The 15,547-nt window shown below is 50.3% G+C and carries 14 protein-coding genes and 1 pseudogene; all 15 read left to right on the top strand.

Annotation, left to right across the window (positions count from 1 at the left end; all coding sequences use genetic code 11):
- Nucleotides 1–40 precede the first annotated feature (40 nt).
- Nucleotides 41–277: pseudogene (locus Q0526_RS11510) on the top strand (RNA pseudouridine synthase); the annotation flags it as partial.
- Nucleotides 274–1,104, top strand: coding sequence for an HAD family hydrolase (locus Q0526_RS11515; RefSeq protein ID WP_298733728.1), 831 nt, complete (start codon nt 274–276; stop codon nt 1,102–1,104). The pseudogene Q0526_RS11510 and the gene Q0526_RS11515, both read left to right, overlap by 4 nt.
- A gap of 24 nt (nt 1,105–1,128) precedes the next feature.
- Complete coding sequence (locus tag Q0526_RS11520) at nt 1,129–1,602, top strand: PTS sugar transporter subunit IIA (RefSeq protein WP_298733730.1); 474 nt, start codon at nt 1,129–1,131, stop codon at nt 1,600–1,602.
- A 239-nt stretch (nt 1,603–1,841) separates the two neighbouring features.
- Nucleotides 1,842–2,864, top strand: coding sequence for an ABC transporter substrate-binding protein (locus tag Q0526_RS11525; RefSeq protein WP_298733732.1), 1,023 nt, complete (start codon nt 1,842–1,844; stop codon nt 2,862–2,864).
- A gap of 94 nt (nt 2,865–2,958) precedes the next feature.
- Complete coding sequence (locus Q0526_RS11530) at nt 2,959–3,906, top strand: ABC transporter permease (RefSeq protein WP_298733734.1); 948 nt, start codon at nt 2,959–2,961, stop codon at nt 3,904–3,906.
- Complete coding sequence (locus Q0526_RS11535; protein WP_298733736.1) at nt 3,899–4,693, top strand: ABC transporter ATP-binding protein; 795 nt, start codon at nt 3,899–3,901, stop codon at nt 4,691–4,693. The genes Q0526_RS11530 and Q0526_RS11535 overlap by 8 nt, the downstream gene beginning before the upstream one ends.
- Before the next feature lie 179 nt (nt 4,694–4,872).
- Complete coding sequence (locus tag Q0526_RS11540) at nt 4,873–6,546, top strand: GDSL-type esterase/lipase family protein (protein WP_298733738.1); 1,674 nt, start codon at nt 4,873–4,875, stop codon at nt 6,544–6,546.
- Between the two features lie 84 nt (nt 6,547–6,630).
- Nucleotides 6,631–7,380 (top strand): YjjG family noncanonical pyrimidine nucleotidase, encoded by a 750-nt coding sequence (locus Q0526_RS11545; protein WP_298733740.1) that lies wholly within the window; start codon nt 6,631–6,633, stop codon nt 7,378–7,380.
- 91 nt (nt 7,381–7,471) lie between these two features.
- Nucleotides 7,472–9,361 carry an ABC-F family ATP-binding cassette domain-containing protein gene (locus tag Q0526_RS11550; RefSeq protein WP_298733743.1) on the top strand — a complete coding sequence of 630 codons (1,890 nt, stop codon included), beginning with the start codon at nt 7,472–7,474 and terminating at the stop codon, nt 9,359–9,361.
- 129 nt (nt 9,362–9,490) lie between these two features.
- Nucleotides 9,491–10,261 (top strand): DUF4422 domain-containing protein, encoded by a 771-nt coding sequence (locus Q0526_RS11555; RefSeq protein ID WP_298733745.1) that lies wholly within the window; start codon nt 9,491–9,493, stop codon nt 10,259–10,261.
- Between the two features lie 4 nt (nt 10,262–10,265).
- Nucleotides 10,266–11,147 (top strand): glycosyltransferase family 2 protein, encoded by an 882-nt coding sequence (locus tag Q0526_RS11560; RefSeq protein ID WP_298733747.1) that lies wholly within the window; start codon nt 10,266–10,268, stop codon nt 11,145–11,147.
- Nucleotides 11,036–12,886, top strand: a complete 1,851-nt coding sequence (locus Q0526_RS18835; protein WP_366522093.1) for an HAD family hydrolase — start codon at nt 11,036–11,038, stop codon at nt 12,884–12,886. Before Q0526_RS11560 ends, Q0526_RS18835 begins: the two co-directional genes overlap by 112 nt.
- 16 nt (nt 12,887–12,902) lie before the next feature.
- Nucleotides 12,903–13,895 carry a glycosyltransferase family 2 protein gene (locus Q0526_RS11565; protein WP_298733749.1) on the top strand — a complete coding sequence of 331 codons (993 nt, stop codon included), beginning with the start codon at nt 12,903–12,905 and terminating at the stop codon, nt 13,893–13,895.
- A 35-nt stretch (nt 13,896–13,930) separates the two neighbouring features.
- Nucleotides 13,931–14,770 (top strand): NAD(P)-dependent oxidoreductase, encoded by an 840-nt coding sequence (locus tag Q0526_RS11570; protein ID WP_298733751.1) that lies wholly within the window; start codon nt 13,931–13,933, stop codon nt 14,768–14,770.
- A partial coding sequence (locus Q0526_RS11575; protein ID WP_298733753.1) for a rhamnan synthesis F family protein occupies nt 14,767–15,547 on the top strand: 781 nt, incomplete at its 3' end. The genes Q0526_RS11570 and Q0526_RS11575, both read left to right, overlap by 4 nt.

Here is a 15,547-nt window from a genome sequence, read left to right on the forward strand (position 1 = left end):
GGTCGATAGGAATCCTGGAAATGATTGTATTTGAAACGGCAAAACGGGGCGGACCCACCAAATTCGTGTGCATATGGCCTCTATGGGGCATCCTTTGGCGGGAGATGCCGTTTATGGACCGCGAAACTGTATCAAAAGTCTTGCAGGACAGTGTCTGCATGCAAAAGAATTGGGATTTGAACATCCTGCCACGGGCGAGTGGATGCAGTTTGATTCTTCGTTACCGCCTTATTTTACAGAATTTCTGAACCGGTTAAGAAAGGAACACCGTGCATGAAATCAGCACTCAGCGATTATCTTGTCATTTGTGATATGGATAATACCTTGCTTACGGCCAAGGAAGGCCTTCCGACTTGCAATCGGACGGTGATCCAGCTCTTCATCGAAATGGGGGGCTTGTTTACGGTGGCTACCGGTCGTCCTCCCGAGTCGATTCGCGCAGCATTGGAAGGAATCCGGCTTTCGTTGCCGGCCATTTCCTGCAACGGTGCGCTCTTGTATGATTTCTCCACAGAGTCGGTTTTGCATCGGTCTACGCTCAATCGCGAGCAGGCAACGGCAGCCATCTCCGACATCTTGCCGAAATTCCCTCGTTTGGGAGTCGAGGTGATGGCAGGAAATGGGGAAATGTATGTGATTCACGCCAACGAATACACGCATGCACATCAGGTGGATGAGCATTTGGGAAGCATTGCCTGCCCCATTGAATGTGTGCCGGACGGATGGGTGAAAGTGGTCTTTGCTTCGGATCCGGAAACCATCCGCAAATTAGGTCAATATGCGAAGACGAAGTATTATGGACGTGATAATTACTTCTTGGCAACCAACAATATCTACTTAGAAATTATGCCGGGCGGTGTTAGCAAGGCTACGGGAATGCATGATCTTTGTGCACTGATGAACAAATCCCAGAAAAAGACGATTGTAATTGGGGACTATTACAATGATCTGGAATTGATGCGTGCGGCTGGACATGCAGTGGCGGTGGCCAATGCACCGGCAGAAGTGAAAGCGAATGCCGATGAAGTCACGACCTGTACCTGCTCGGAAGGTGCGGTTGGAGAGTACTTATATCAGTTGATTCGTCACGTGACAGACGTGTAAGCCCATGACAAAGGGGGACCAATCGTGAAAGTGAGCGAATTGATGGATCCCAAGGGAATTCTTCTGTATGCCAATATCAACAATGCGGCAGATGCGCTTGGCATTTTGGTAGAGCTTCAGGAGGGTATTGGTGTCATTACCAACGGAACTGCCTATTATAACGCAGTATACCAGCGGGAGAACTTTGGTGGGACGACGGCGATAGGGGATGGCATTGCCTTGCCCCATGCCGGAAATGCGGGCGTTTCGGCACCGGGTGTTTCTGCACTGACACTGCGGCGTGGTGTAGACTGGGGCGCACCGGACGGGCGACCGGTTGATTTGTTGTTTATGATTGCCGTCCCGCAAGGGGAAGAGAGTCTTCACCTTCAAATTTTGGCCCGGCTGGTCAATTTGCTGAGCAGAAATACATTGGTGGATGCGCTGCGCCATGCCAGCAGCCCGCAGCGTTTTCTGGAATTGCTGCAAAAGGCAGAGAATGCCTGTTTCGGCGATTGAAACTATATTGTACTTTGTGGAAGGATCGAGCAATAGGAGCTCGGTCCTTTTTCAATGTAAAATCGTTGTGCGAACTGCACATGGGATGGTGTGTTATAACGGGAGAAATTGTGCAAGGTGAATATTGCTTTACTGCGGTGAAGTGTGCTATACTTTAAAGCACTAAATCGGCAAAGCGGAGCGGGCAACGTTACAGACCCGAGTTTTTAGCGGCGCCGATACGGTTTGGAGGAAGAATAATGAAAAAAGCAGTATCCCTGTTGCTGGCGGCGGCGATGACGGTTGGTCTCTCGGCATGCGGCAGCGCGGCGTCCAGTTCGGAAGCCTCTTCCGCTGCGGAAACTTCGGAAACTTCTGCCTCTCAGGCATCCGCCGACGGCACCGTATATAAAATTGGGATTTGCCAGTTGGTGCAGCATGACGCTTTGGATGCGGCAACACAGGGCTTTAAAGATGCACTGACCGAAAAGCTTGGGGCTGAAGGGGTCAAATTTGATGAACAGAATGCTTCCGGCGATACAGCCAACTGTTCTACAATCATCAACGGGTTCGTTTCGGCGGACGTGGATTTGATTCTGGCGAATGCTACCGCTCCGTTGCAGACGGCGACACAGGCCACTTCGGATATTCCCATCCTCGGTACTTCGGTTACGGACTACGCAACGGCGCTGGACATCAGCGATTGGACGGGTACCGTTGGCGGTAATGTGTCTGGCACTTCGGATCTGGCTCCGCTGGATCAGCAGGCGGCCATGATTCAAGAACTTTTCCCAGAGGCCAAAAATGTGGGTCTGCTGTACTGCAGTGCGGAAGCCAACTCTGTATACCAGTGCGACGTCATTGAAGGGTATTTAACTGACATGGGGTACACGGTGGAGCGGTATGCCTTTACCGATACCAACGATGTTACCTCGGTGGCACAGACGGCGGCAGATGCTTCCGATGTGATTTACATTCCCACAGACAACACGGCCGCTTCTAATACGGAGGCGATTGCCAATGTGGTTTTGCCTGCCAAGGTGCCGGTTGTGGCTGGGGAGGAAGGCATCTGCAAGGGCTGCGGTGTGGCAACATTGTCTATCAGTTACTACGATTTGGGCTACCAGACCGGTACTATGGCTTATCAGATCCTCGCAGAGGGTGCGGATGTTTCTACTATGGCAATAGAATATGCTCCCAATGTGACCAAGAAGTATAATGCCGCTAACTGTGAGGCGTTGGGTTTGACCCTGCCGGACGGGTATGAGGCGATCAGCGAGTAAGACAAAACGATAACGACAGCGGGAAAAGGGATAATGCTCTTTCCCCGCTGTTTTGGTGCTTGAAAATTATATTGCGGATGGAGGATGTTTCCCCATGGAATTTTTCACTTCGCTGCTCAATTCGATGCCCGGCGCGGTAGCGCAGGGACTGATTTGGGGAATCATGGCGATCGGTGTTTACATTACCTATCGAGTTCTGGATATTGCTGACCTTACCGTGGACGGTTCATTGGGAACCGGCGGTGCCGTTTGTGTTGTTCTGGTCTTGAATGGTGTGCCGGTTGGATTGGCGTTGTTAGCGGCCACGTTGGCCGGCATGCTGGCTGGTATGGTCACAGGTATTTTCCATACGGCCTGCGGGATTCCTGCGATTTTGTCGGGTATTTTGACCCAACTGGCACTCTATTCTGTGAATCTGCGCATTATGGGAACGGGGACCGGTGGTGGTAAAGCTAATCTGCCCATCAGTGTGGACAAATACAATCTGTTGGTATCGGCCCGCTATGTGCGCGATATGGCGATTGGCAACCCTCTAATCACCTTGGTGATTTTTTGCGTTGTATTGATTGCGGTGCTTTACTGGTTCTTCGGTACGGAGTTGGGCTGCTCGCTGCGTGCGACGGGCGCCAACCAGCATATGGCCCGGGCGCAAGGTATCAATACCAGCTTTGCTAAGGTGTTGGGATTGATGATTTCTAATGGGTTAGTGGCATTATCCGGTGGTTTGCTGGCACAGTACCAAGGCTTTTCGGATATCAATATGGGGCGTGGTGCCATTGTTATTGGATTGGCGGCGGTAATTATCGGTGAGGTGATCTTTAGTAAGATCTTCCGCAACTTTGCGCTGAAATTGACGGCCGCGATTATTGGCGCCATTATCTACTATATGGTCATGACATTTGTATTGCGCCTTGGCTTGTCTACTGACGACCTTAAGTTGCTGACAGCACTGGTGGTGGCGATCTTCTTGACAGTACCGTATTGGAAGAGTCGCTATTTTACCAAACCCAGCGTGAAGAAGGGAGGCAAAACCGATGCTTGAGATCAAAAATGTGTATAAAACCTTCAACGCGGGAACTGTCAACGAAAAGGTTGCGCTGAATGGGTTGGATTTAAAGTTAGAGGACGGCGACTTTGTTACTGTAATTGGCGGTAATGGTGCCGGAAAATCCACCATGCTGAACGCTGTGGCGGGTGTTTGGCCGATTGATATGGGGAAAATCATTATTGATGGGCAAGATGTAACGCGATTGTCTGAACATAAACGGGCTCGGTACATCGGACGAGTGTTTCAAGACCCTATGATGGGAACCGCCGCGACGATGGGAATCGATGAAAATCTGGCATTGGCGGCACGACGCGGTATGGCGCGCACGCTGCGTACCGGCATTACCAAAAAGGAGCATGAGCAGTATTATAAGCTGCTGCAAACGCTGGAACTGGGTTTGGAAGACCGTATGACCAGCAAAGTGGGACTCTTGTCCGGCGGTCAGCGGCAGGCAGTCACCCTGTTGATGGCTACCTTGAAAAAGCCTCGTCTACTGCTTCTTGATGAGCACACTGCGGCTTTGGACCCGAAGACGGCGGCTAAAGTACTAGCGCTCTCCGATAAGATTGTACATGAAAACCACCTGACGACCCTGATGATTACGCACAATATGAAAGATGCGATTCGATATGGAAACCGTCTGATTATGATGTATGAAGGCCGCGTGATCTACGATGTAAAAGGAGAGGAAAAAACAAAGCTTCAAGTAGGTGATTTGCTAAAGCGTTTTGAGCAGGTCAGTGATGGCGATTTTGCCAATGACCGAATGCTGCTGTCCTAACAAGTAAAACGCCTCAGCCCCCACAGGGTTGAGGCGTTTTGTCATTGTTTTGTAACCCGTTACATTTTTTGAAAAGGGATATTCAAACGATAGATTTTGTGCTATAATGATTTTGTTTATACTAGGTGGGGTATGGCTATCCGCCTCCTGCCTTACTACCAAGGAGGTCACTGTTACCGATGAGCCGTAATCAGTCCCAGTCCCGACCCAGTCTCAGCCCTATTCAGCGCAAAGCGTGTATTGTGCTGGCGTTATGTGTGTTGGCGGTGGTTATCAGCTTTGTGGTGGCATGGATTTTGCCGCAAAATTTGAATCTGTTTGGCGCCGGCGATTCCTATGACCCGGATCAGTACCCGCTGGATACCAGCTTGGGCGCTATTTTGGGGGATAGTTCCGCAGATGATTCCTACCTGACCCAGAGCCTGTTTGTGGGGGATCGTAGCGCCGTGTCTTTGCAAAAGGACGGACGCATTACGCTGGATCAGTATGCAGGAAAAGAGGATTTGAAGATCACTGACTTCTTGCAGGAGAGTTGCGTCGCGTTTGAGGATGATTCCAATACTTATACGATTCCGCAGGCCATCGCAAAGATGAAGGCTCGCCGTGTATATGTGATGATCGGCAGTAACGATGTGGATGGCTCGGTCACGGTAGATGAGTTTATCAGCGACTATAAGCAGGCCTTGAAAAATATTGAAAACGCCTATTCGTATTGCGACATTATTGCCTGTGCGATTCCGCCTGTTACCAAGGATAGTGACAAAGCTGCAGAAACGCAGACGATTATTGATCAGTTTAATCAGGCTATTGCAGCCGCGTGTGATGAACTGGGCTATAAATATCTGAATAGTACCGATATCCTAAAGGATAGCAACGGATATGCCGTAGCGGACTATGTGGACACCTCTACGGGGGCTTTCAATGCTGCAGGTGCCAATGCATTTTTGGAATATGTTAAATCCCATGCGTATCAGACCGATGATACCCGCCCGGATACCGAAGATATTCCGAAACGTGCAGAGCAAGCTTCCGGCAGTACGGCTACGCCGAAACCCAGCGCTACACCTACCCAGTTTACGGCAAGTTATTCGGTTGAGGATGCGAGCAAGGGTACATTGACTGGAAATGGAAAGACTGGGGTTTCCAGTCTGGAGATCCAAGGCAGTTCTGGTTCGCAGGTCAGTGTCACCGCGGTTCCCGCAGAGGGATATACCTTCTACAAGTGGAGCGACGGCGTTACGGATGCAACGCGATACGACAACCTGACCAAAGACATTTCTGTGACGGCGATGTTTAACGATGCCCGCGTGGAGTTGACGCTGGACCGTGGCGATACGACCATCAAGAAGGGCGAATCGATTTCTGTTACAGCAACGGTCAAGCTGGGTGGAAAGAGCTACGATAATACCAATGTGCAGTGGGCCGTGAATGACGAGCTGCAGATGAACGGTGGAACATTTACCTTTACACCCAGTGATGTAGGCACCTATGTGGTTAAGGCGGGCATTGAGATTAACGGCGGGTTCTCGACGGCTCAAATTACTGTGACGGTACAATCTGATCCCACGGCTATCAGCATCAGTGGTACCGGCACCATCACTGCCGGAGGCAGCACAACGCTGAACGCCAATGTGCAGAATAAAAACGGCGATGTGACGTGGAGCTGCGATGAAACTTCTTGGACGGCAACGGGGGACCAAGTTACCTTTACGGCCGATCAGGAGGGAACTTATCATCTGCGTGCAAGAAACAATGGTGCAGAAGCGGTGTTTGTCTTGACGGTTAATGCGGCTCCCACGCCGCAACCGCAAGCCACGCCGGATGGAAATAGCTCTTCTTCCTCTTCGGAATGATTTTATAATAATTAGGATGCCGCATATTTGCGGGAGGCCGTGAAGCCTCCCGCAAATGTGCGGCAAGAATAACGGGAGCAAAACATGGCAATTTATACGTGCGTCTTGTTGGATGTAGATAATACATTGTTGGACTTTGATGCGGCGGAGCAACAGGCATTGACGGCAATGCTGGAAGAATATGGTCTGCCACATGATGCCCATGCCTGTGAGGTATACCATCAGGTCAACCGTGACCTTTGGGACGCATTGGCGAAGGGAAAGCTAAGTAAGGCAAAGCTGTTCCAGACGCGTTTCCTGCGGTTTATGCAAGCAATGGAGCTGCCGGATAATGGGAAGAGTCATGCGATGAATGATCGCTACGAAGAGCTGCTTTCTACGCATGCGGATTTGATTCCCGGTGCGTTAAACGCCTTGGAAGAACTCGGAGAAGTGGCGACGTTGGCGACGGTTTCTAACGGAGCCGCAATGGTTCAACAAGCTCGCGTCCGCGACTCCGGAGTGGCTCGCTATATGGATGGCATTTACATCTCTGAAAAAGTAGGTGTTGCGAAACCTTCTGCGAAGCTATTCGAACATGTACTGAAGGATTTGGGGATCACCAACCGCAGCCGCGTTCTGATGGTAGGGGATGATTTGCTGGCTGATATCAAGGGTGGTCAAAATGCAGGGCTTGACACTTGTTGGGTGAATTTTAAAAACGAAGAAAATCATACCGGTATCCAGCCTAAATATGAGATTCATTCTTATGAGGAACTCTATAAAATCGTTATGGAGCCGGAAGAATTGGAAAACATTGGCGTACGCAATCGTCGCCATAGTAACGAAGCCTGAGCGTAGAAGACGGCACCGGGCTCTGTGCCGCTGCTTTTGAGGAAAGGCAGCGGCATATTTTAAGAGAAAAGGGAACAGGGAAAGAAGCACTATGCTACTGGAATTGCAAGAACTTGGAAAAAGCTTCGGCGAACATGAGGTTCTGCACGATGTAAATGCGAGCATCGAGCGGGGAGACCGAATCGGCATGATCGGCGCGAACGGCACGGGAAAAACGACGCTTTTGCGGATTTTGTATGGTGAAGCATTACCAGATACGGGAACGGCTGCTTTTGGAAACGGTGTGACTTGTGGGTATCTGGAACAAAACGCGCATCTGGATCCGACACTGAATGTTTACCAGACCATGCGGTTGGCCTTTACCCCTGCGTTGGAGGCCATGCAAAAACTGGAAATTTTACAAAAACGGTTGGCTGCGTACCCGCAAGAGCAGGAGATACAAGAGCAAATCAATCATTGTAATGCGGTGATTGATGCTATGGACGCGTACCAAATGGACACCCAAATCAAAAAGGTGTTGAATGGTATGGGATTCCCGGCACAGACTTGGGAAAAGTTGGCAGGCGTTCTTTCCGGCGGCGAGCAGACCAGACTTCGGTTAGCGAGGCTGCTGCTGGAACGTCCCGATTTGCTGATTTTGGACGAACCTACCAACCATTTGGATATTGAAACGATGGATTGGCTGGAGAACTACCTTAAAACCTACCGCGGCGCGGTTTTGGTGGTCAGCCATGACCGGTATTTTTTGGATGCGGTTTGTACCAAAATTTGGGAACTGCGGGGCAAATCGATTCAGGTATACCGGGGCAACTACTCTGCATATCTGCCACAGCGTGAGGCAGCCGATCAGCGTCAGCAGAAATTGCATGATGCGGCGGTAGAAAAAGCTGCCAAATTGCAGGAGTATATCGATCGGAATTTGGTACGCGCTTCGACAACGAAAATGGCGCAAAGCCGCCGTAAGCAGTTGGAAAAAATGGAAATTGTAGAGGCCCCGACGGCTGAAGCTTGGGAGCTGAATTTCCGATTTGAGTACGACATTGAACCCTATGACGAGCTAGTCATTATGAAGAACTTGACGGTTCGTATCGGAGAGCGGACGCTGATTGATGGATTGGATTATATCGTGCACCGCGGGGATAAGCTGATCGTGGCAGGTCCCAACGGTACGGGAAAATCCACGCTGCTGCAGGTTCTGGATGGGAAGCGGCGTCCCTCGTCTGGCATGGTACGACTGGGTAGTGGTGCCAAGCCCGGAATTTTTACCCAGCAGCAGGCCCGCCGCGCAGGCCGTGTGATTGACGCGATTTGGAATCAATATCCGCGCTTTACAGAACTGGAAGTGAGAAGCCATCTGGCGCGTTTTGGGTATCGCGGTGAAGATGTATTCAAAGACTGTGCTCAGCTTTCTGGCGGAGAATTGGCGCGGCTTCGCTTCGCAGAATTGGCGCTGGAACGGCCCAATTTAATGTTCTTGGATGAGCCTACCAACCATCTGGATATTTATATGCGGGAAAGCTTGACCAAGGCGTTGGATGCCTATACCGGAACCTTACTGCTAGTTACCCATGACCGGTATCTGATGCAGACCCTTGGATGCCCGATTTTGTATCTAGAAGAAGGGAAGGCGGCCATCTATCCTAATTTTGAGGCACTGAAGAATCGGAATGCGGCCAAACCGGAGATCACTTCTCGTTCAGAAGAGCCGACGAAAAAGCAAGGATATGGCAAAGAGCAGCGTCGCCGCCGTGCTGAAGTTCGGTCTAGACTAAAAGCAGTCGAAACGGAAATTGAAGAGCTGGGGGCCCACATTGTAGAGCTGGAAAACGAGATCAACGATCCGGAGGTTTTGCGGGATCACATCCTCTTGCGAGAAAAGTGCGATGAGTTGGATGATACGCGTTTTCACCAGCAGGAGCTGTTTGACGAGTGGGAACGGCTTGCGCAGGAGCAAGAAGAGATGGAAGCAGACGGGGAATGACGCTTGGTAACCGTTCTGTAACTTGTATTCTGGTGAAAAAGCGCTATACTAGGTGCTAAGTATAAGCATAGGAAACGCGATGGCATTGGGGTAAAACAGCCATCGCTTTGACGAGGCGGGGAGACCACTTTGCAGACGACCATTATCATTGCCACACATAAACCGTACTGGGTACCGGACGATCCTATGTATCTGCCGGTACAGATGGGGCATGCCATTCATCCGGCGATTGGTTATATTGGGGATGATACGGGCGAAAACATCTCAGAACGCAATGCAAATTTTTGCGAATTGACCGGTTTGTACTGGGCTGCGCATAATATTGATTCGGACTATATCGGCATTGTGCATTATCGGCGGTATTTCGGCAGTAGGAAAAAGAGTGTTTTTGCGCCCAAAAAAGAGCGTGTTATCGGCCACGATGAGCTTAGTGCGATTTTGGCCACTACCAATGTGGTATTGCCTAAAGAACGGCATTATTTTATCGAAACCAATTACACTCAGTATATCCATGCCCATCACAAGCAGGATCTTACGGTAACGCGGTCTATCATTGAGCGGAAGTGCCCGGAATACCTTCCGGCATATGATTTGTATATGTCCAAAACCCATGGACACCATTTCAATATGTTTGTCATGAAGCGGGAATTGCTGTGCCACTATTGCACATGGCTTTTCGACATTTTGTTTGAATTGGAACGGGAATTGGATATGACCGGATATTCAGACAATGACAAGCGTGTGTTTGGTTTTGTCAGCGAAAGATTGTTGGATGCTTGGCTGACCACAAACAACATCAGTTACGAAGAACTGGATTTGGTTTATATGGAACATCAAAATTGGCTGCATAAGGGCTGCGCGTTTTTAAAGCGGAAGTTCTTCCCCAATAACCATGAGTAATCCTATGCGTGTGGCTGCCGTAGTGGTGACTTACAACCGCCTGCCGTTGCTGCGGCAATGTTTGGCGGCGTTGCAAGCCCAAACGACCCCGCTGGCAGCTGTTTGGGTAATCGATAATGCCAGCACAGATGGTACGCAGGCGGCCGTTGCAGCTATGCACTGGCCTGCACTGGTGTACCGCAATACGGGAAAGAACTTGGGCGGCGCCGGAGGCTTTGCCTACGGAACCCAGCAAGCTGCTCAGGCGGAGTACGATGCACTCTGGCTGATGGATGATGACACCATCCCGGAGCCGCAAGCACTGGAGCAACTGCTCGCGGCGGATCAGGCGTTGGGTGGAAATTATGGTTGGCTTTCTAGCCGAGCGTTGGCGCAGGATGGGACCGATCAGCCGATGAATCGCCAGCGAATCACGCCTTATACGGATTTGCCGAATTATGAGCAACCATATGGTTCTGTGGTTATGGCAAGTTTTGTATCGCTTTTCCTGCCGACGGCATCTGTGCGCCGGTTTGGTTTGCCAATCGCAGATTTTTTTATCTGGTCGGATGACTGGGAATATACACGACGTATTTCACGGGAAATGCCTTGTTATGTAGTGGCAGAGAGCCGCGTGTTGCACGCAATGAAGAATCCGGGGACCGTCAATATTGCAACAGACACCCCTGAACGGTGGGCAAGATACCGCTATTTTTATCGAAATGATGTGGTATTGTACCGCCGGGAAGGAATTCGTGGTTGGAGCTGGCTGGTTGCCAAAGACTTGTGGCATACATTGCAGGTACTCAAAGATACGCGGGGCAAACGGTTAGCAAGAATTTCGATTATCTGGAAAGGATTTGTGGCGGGGATTTTCTTTCGGCCCCCTATTTCCTATTTGTCATGAACATTACAGAAACGATCGTGCGCAAAGCTGCGCCTTATAAAGCGGTAGCGCTGGATGTGTTTGACACCTTGATTCATCGGGATGTAGCAAAGCCTACCGATTTATTTCTTTTACAAGGGGAAACTTTCGCACAGGCACGCATTCAAGCAGAGAGGGAGGCCCGTGTCGCAACGCAGGGGGAGGTGACCCTTGCTCAAATTTATGCTCGGCCCTGTCTGGCTGGATGGAATCCAGCGCAGGAGTGCGGGCTGGAACTTTCCGCTGTGGTGCCGAATTACCCGATGCTGGAAGCGGTTCGCCAGCTACATGCGCAGGGAAAGCGCCTGTACTATATTTCGGATATGTATTTGCCACAGGAGCAAATCTCCGCGATGCTTAGGCGCTGCGGATATGATATGCTGGATGGCGGCTTTGTTTCCAGCACGTATGGAGTCCAAAAACGAAGCGGCAAATTGTTCCATCGGTTTTTGCACGAAACGGGACTCAAAGCCTCGGACGTGCTTTTTGTCGGTGACGATTGGCGTGCGGACGTGTTCGGCGCTGCACTGGCCGGGATTCGCGCATGGCATGTACCGAAGCGTGCCTCTTTGTGCTCGTCATCGGAATCGGAAGAATGGATTGGTGTTGCTGTACAGGCCTTCGTTCGCAATCGTCTGGGGCGAATAACAGATCCGGCCGAGGCTCTAGGCTATTCGATAATTGGCCCGTTAGAAGTGGCTTTTTGCCAATGGATTCGGGCGGGCCATCAAGACAAGCCCTTGTTCTTTTTGGCACGGGACATGTTCCTGACAAGGGAAATCTATCAAACGCTCTATCCTGAACAGCCAACCTCTTACTTACAGGTGTCCCGCCGCAGTCTGTGTCCCGCATTGCTGCAGAAAAAGGCCTATACGCTGTTGATTGAGGCTTTACCGCGTCAGATTTTGACAGGAAAGCAAATTGCAGAGTATTGTGGTGTGCAATGCCCCAAACATGCGATTCAAGAAACTTTTAATCTGAAAGATACAAAGGCCGACCAGAATCTGATTGCCTTGCTGAAAGAATTTGAGCTTCCGCAGGACTCTCTGGCGGAAGGCTATCTGCAGCAGAGCCATCTGCAAGCAGGAAATTGTTTGGTGGATATTGGCAGCGGCGGAACCACCCAAATGCTGCTGGAAAGTCTTCTGAATATGCCGTTACAGGGTTTACAGTTGTCTGGCGATGAACGCCTTCAAACACGGCCCATTGCAAACCGGACTGATGTGTTTCTCTCTTTGGATTCCCAACAGACTACGTTGTATTGGTCGGCACAGCCCATGCTGGAACGGATGATTTCCGAAGATGTCGGGGCGACCGTGGGCTACCGGCAGGGCCGTACCCACATAGAGGTATGTCGGCAGCCGCAGGCAACAGAGCCAATTCTTCAAAAAATACAAGATGGCGCCAAAGCATTTGCATATGATTGGCAAAAAAGTGTTCTTCGGAATCAAAGAATCCCCCAAGCGGCGGCAATCGAGCCGTTTTTACGGTTGGTTGCCAATCCGACCCGGCAAGAGATTGATCTGTTAGGACCGCTGACGGTGGAAGATGGCGGTGTATATCCATTAGCCTCTCCCAAAACATTGTCTAATTATTTGTGCCACCCACAGGATTTAAAACGGGATCTGGCGCAGGCTCGATGGAAAATCGGCTTTATGAAAAAGTTGTTGCCGGGACCGCTCCCATACGGACGATTGTATCAGGTAATGAAAAAGAAGTAGAAAGGTAGAACAACCCGTGGCAGTACGGATCAGTATCATCATACCGGCTTATAAGGCTGCGCTGACGTTGCGGGCGGCGATAGAGGCCATTCTCTCCCAGCCGGTGGAAGGATTGGAAGTGCTCATAGTCAACGACGGATCTACCGATGAAACGGCTGTAGTGTGCCATGATTTGGCCTGTCAAGATGCACGGGTGCAGGTTATTACCCAAAAAAATGCCGGCATCTGCGCGGCAAGAAATCGTGGGCTGAGTGCCGCCACCGGGGATTACATCGCTTTCTGCGATGACGATGACCTTTTTTTGCCGGACGCTTTGCCCCGCCTGTTAGAAATTGCTGAGGCAACACAGGCGGACGTGGTTCGTGGGGACTACGAGCTGTTTCGAGAAGCTCAAAATGGTCAGTTTGCACGCCAACCGCACGATGGCGGGCAAGCCAGTTATTTATGGAAAGATGGCTATGAGGTCTTTCTGCAAAACAGTGGGCCGCAGTTTGTTTGGAATGCCCTCTATCGCAAAGAAGCGTTGGAGGACATTGTGTTTGATGAGCGCTGCCGTTATGGATTAGAAGATTTTATTTTTAATATGACACTTTATGCCAAGACGGATCGCGCAGTGTATTCCCCGTTGGCAGTATACAGGCATTTCGAGAGAGCACAAAGCACATCTTTGTGCCGCTCTGTCGAGGCCTTCCGTGGTCGTGTGCGGGCGCTTGGACCGTGGATGGACGCGGAATATGCCGCTCTAACAAACCGATGCCCAGTTGCGCAGCAATCCAGAGTCTGGACACTGCGCAAAACAGAAGCAATCACTTTCTTGATGCATCAGCTTCGAGATGCCAAGGCGCCAACTGCCTTGCGGAGATTTGCATGGCGCTCTCTGCGGGAGGTTTTGGCAGGCTATCCGGGTCACAGACTTGACTTTTTACAGATTGCAAGGCAAAATAAGAAGAAAACGATGGCGCTGCTTCTCTATCAACTTCGATTGCAGCGGCTTTATGATTGGTTTTAGTGCATAGACAGCACAGAATGAAGTGAGGAATTGCCATGAAAACAATTCTGGTAACAGGGGCGGCTGGGTATATCGGCCGCCACGTGGTAAAAAATGCATTGGATCGCGGATACCGGGTTATTGCGTCGGACTTCGCTTTCAAGGGACTGGATGAACGGGCAGAATTTTGCGATGTTCCGATTTTCAGTGGGGATCAGGACATCTACCGTCAGCTGGGAAGCCCTGATATCTGCATCCATTTGGCCTGGCGCGACGGATTCCGTCACAATTCTTCGGCACATATGAAAGATTTGTCTTCCCATGTGGTCTTTTTGAACCATATGGCCGAGGGCGGTCTGGAATCGCTGAGCGTAATGGGTACCATGCATGAGGTTGGATATTGGGAGGGGCCCATTAATGAAAGCACTCCCTGCAAACCTCAGAGCCAGTATGGCATTGCCAAAAATGCTCTGCGCCAAAGCTTGATGCTGTCCTTGGCAGACGGTCCCTGCAAATTGCATTGGCTGCGTGCGTACTATATCACTGGCGACGAGGCACACGGAAGTTCGATTTTTGCCAAATTGGCGCAAGCAGAAGAAGAGGGAAAAAAGACGTTCCCCTTCACAAGCGGCAAAAATTTATACGATTTTATCGATGTTGAAGAACTGGCCAATATGATTGTGGCTGCCAGTGTGCAAAACGAAATCGAGGGTATCATTAACGTCTGCACAGGAAAGCCGCAATCTTTGGCGGACCGTGTTGAGCGTTTCCTCAAAGAGAAAAACTACAAAATCAAATTGGATTATGGCGCATTCCCAGATCGTCCGTACGATAGTCCTGGCACGTGGGGGGATGCAACCAAGATTCAGAAAATTTTGGAAAAGGAACGGGTATGAAAAGACTAGGGATTTTCTTCTTTTATGAGAAAAATGGTGATGTGGACGATTTTATCACCTACTATCTCACCGATCTAGTCAAAAATCTTAGCGAATTGGTGATTGTTTGCAACGGCAAACTTAGTGAACAAGGGCGTGCAGCCTTTGCTCCCTTTACGGATCACATTATTGTACGGGAGAACAAAGGACTGGATGTTTGGGCGTACAAGACTGCGCTGGATTCCTATGGCTGGGCACAGCTTGCGGAATTTGATGAGATTGTTATGACAAACTCTACGCTGATGGGACCGGTGCAGCCTCTGCAAGAGATGTTTGACGCGATGGCGCAAAACGAGGACCTCGATTTCTGGGGGCTGAGTATGCACCATGGGGCAAAATCCAATCCGTTTAAGGGGAAGCATCTGTACCGCTATCTGCCGGTGCATATCCAGTCGCATTTTATTGTCTACCGCAAACGGTTCGTGCAAAGTCCTGAGTTGCAGAAGTACTGGGACGAAATGCCCATGATTGAAAACTATACCGATTCTGTGCAACGGTATGAGGCTGTTTTCACCAAACAGTTTGCGGACCGCGGCTTTAAATGGGACGTGTATGTTAAAACCGATGATCTGAAAGATTTTACCGACTACCCGCTGTTGGTTTGCCCGGTTCGTCTGCTGCGCGACAAAAAATGTCCTCTGTTTAAGCGCCGCAGCTTTATGCACACGTTGGAAGCATATTTGAATGATACTGCCGGCGAACCGGTGCGGGAACTGTACGAGTATCTGCGGGATGAAA

It is taken from the genome of uncultured Subdoligranulum sp., assembly GCF_937890665.1.

Coding starts and splice junctions, on each gene's coding strand:
- Q0526_RS11515 (WP_298733728.1), top strand. CDS start 274: ATGAAATCAGCACTCAGCGATTATCTTGTCATTTGTGATATGGATAAT.
- Q0526_RS11525 (WP_298733732.1), top strand. CDS start 1,842: ATGAAAAAAGCAGTATCCCTGTTGCTGGCGGCGGCGATGACGGTTGGT.
- Q0526_RS11530 (WP_298733734.1), top strand. CDS start 2,959: ATGGAATTTTTCACTTCGCTGCTCAATTCGATGCCCGGCGCGGTAGCG.
- Q0526_RS11535 (WP_298733736.1), top strand. CDS start 3,899: ATGCTTGAGATCAAAAATGTGTATAAAACCTTCAACGCGGGAACTGTC.
- Q0526_RS11540 (WP_298733738.1), top strand. CDS start 4,873: ATGAGCCGTAATCAGTCCCAGTCCCGACCCAGTCTCAGCCCTATTCAG.
- Q0526_RS11545 (WP_298733740.1), top strand. CDS start 6,631: ATGGCAATTTATACGTGCGTCTTGTTGGATGTAGATAATACATTGTTG.
- Q0526_RS11550 (WP_298733743.1), top strand. CDS start 7,472: ATGCTACTGGAATTGCAAGAACTTGGAAAAAGCTTCGGCGAACATGAG.
- Q0526_RS11560 (WP_298733747.1), top strand. CDS start 10,266: ATGCGTGTGGCTGCCGTAGTGGTGACTTACAACCGCCTGCCGTTGCTG.
- Q0526_RS11570 (WP_298733751.1), top strand. CDS start 13,931: ATGAAAACAATTCTGGTAACAGGGGCGGCTGGGTATATCGGCCGCCAC.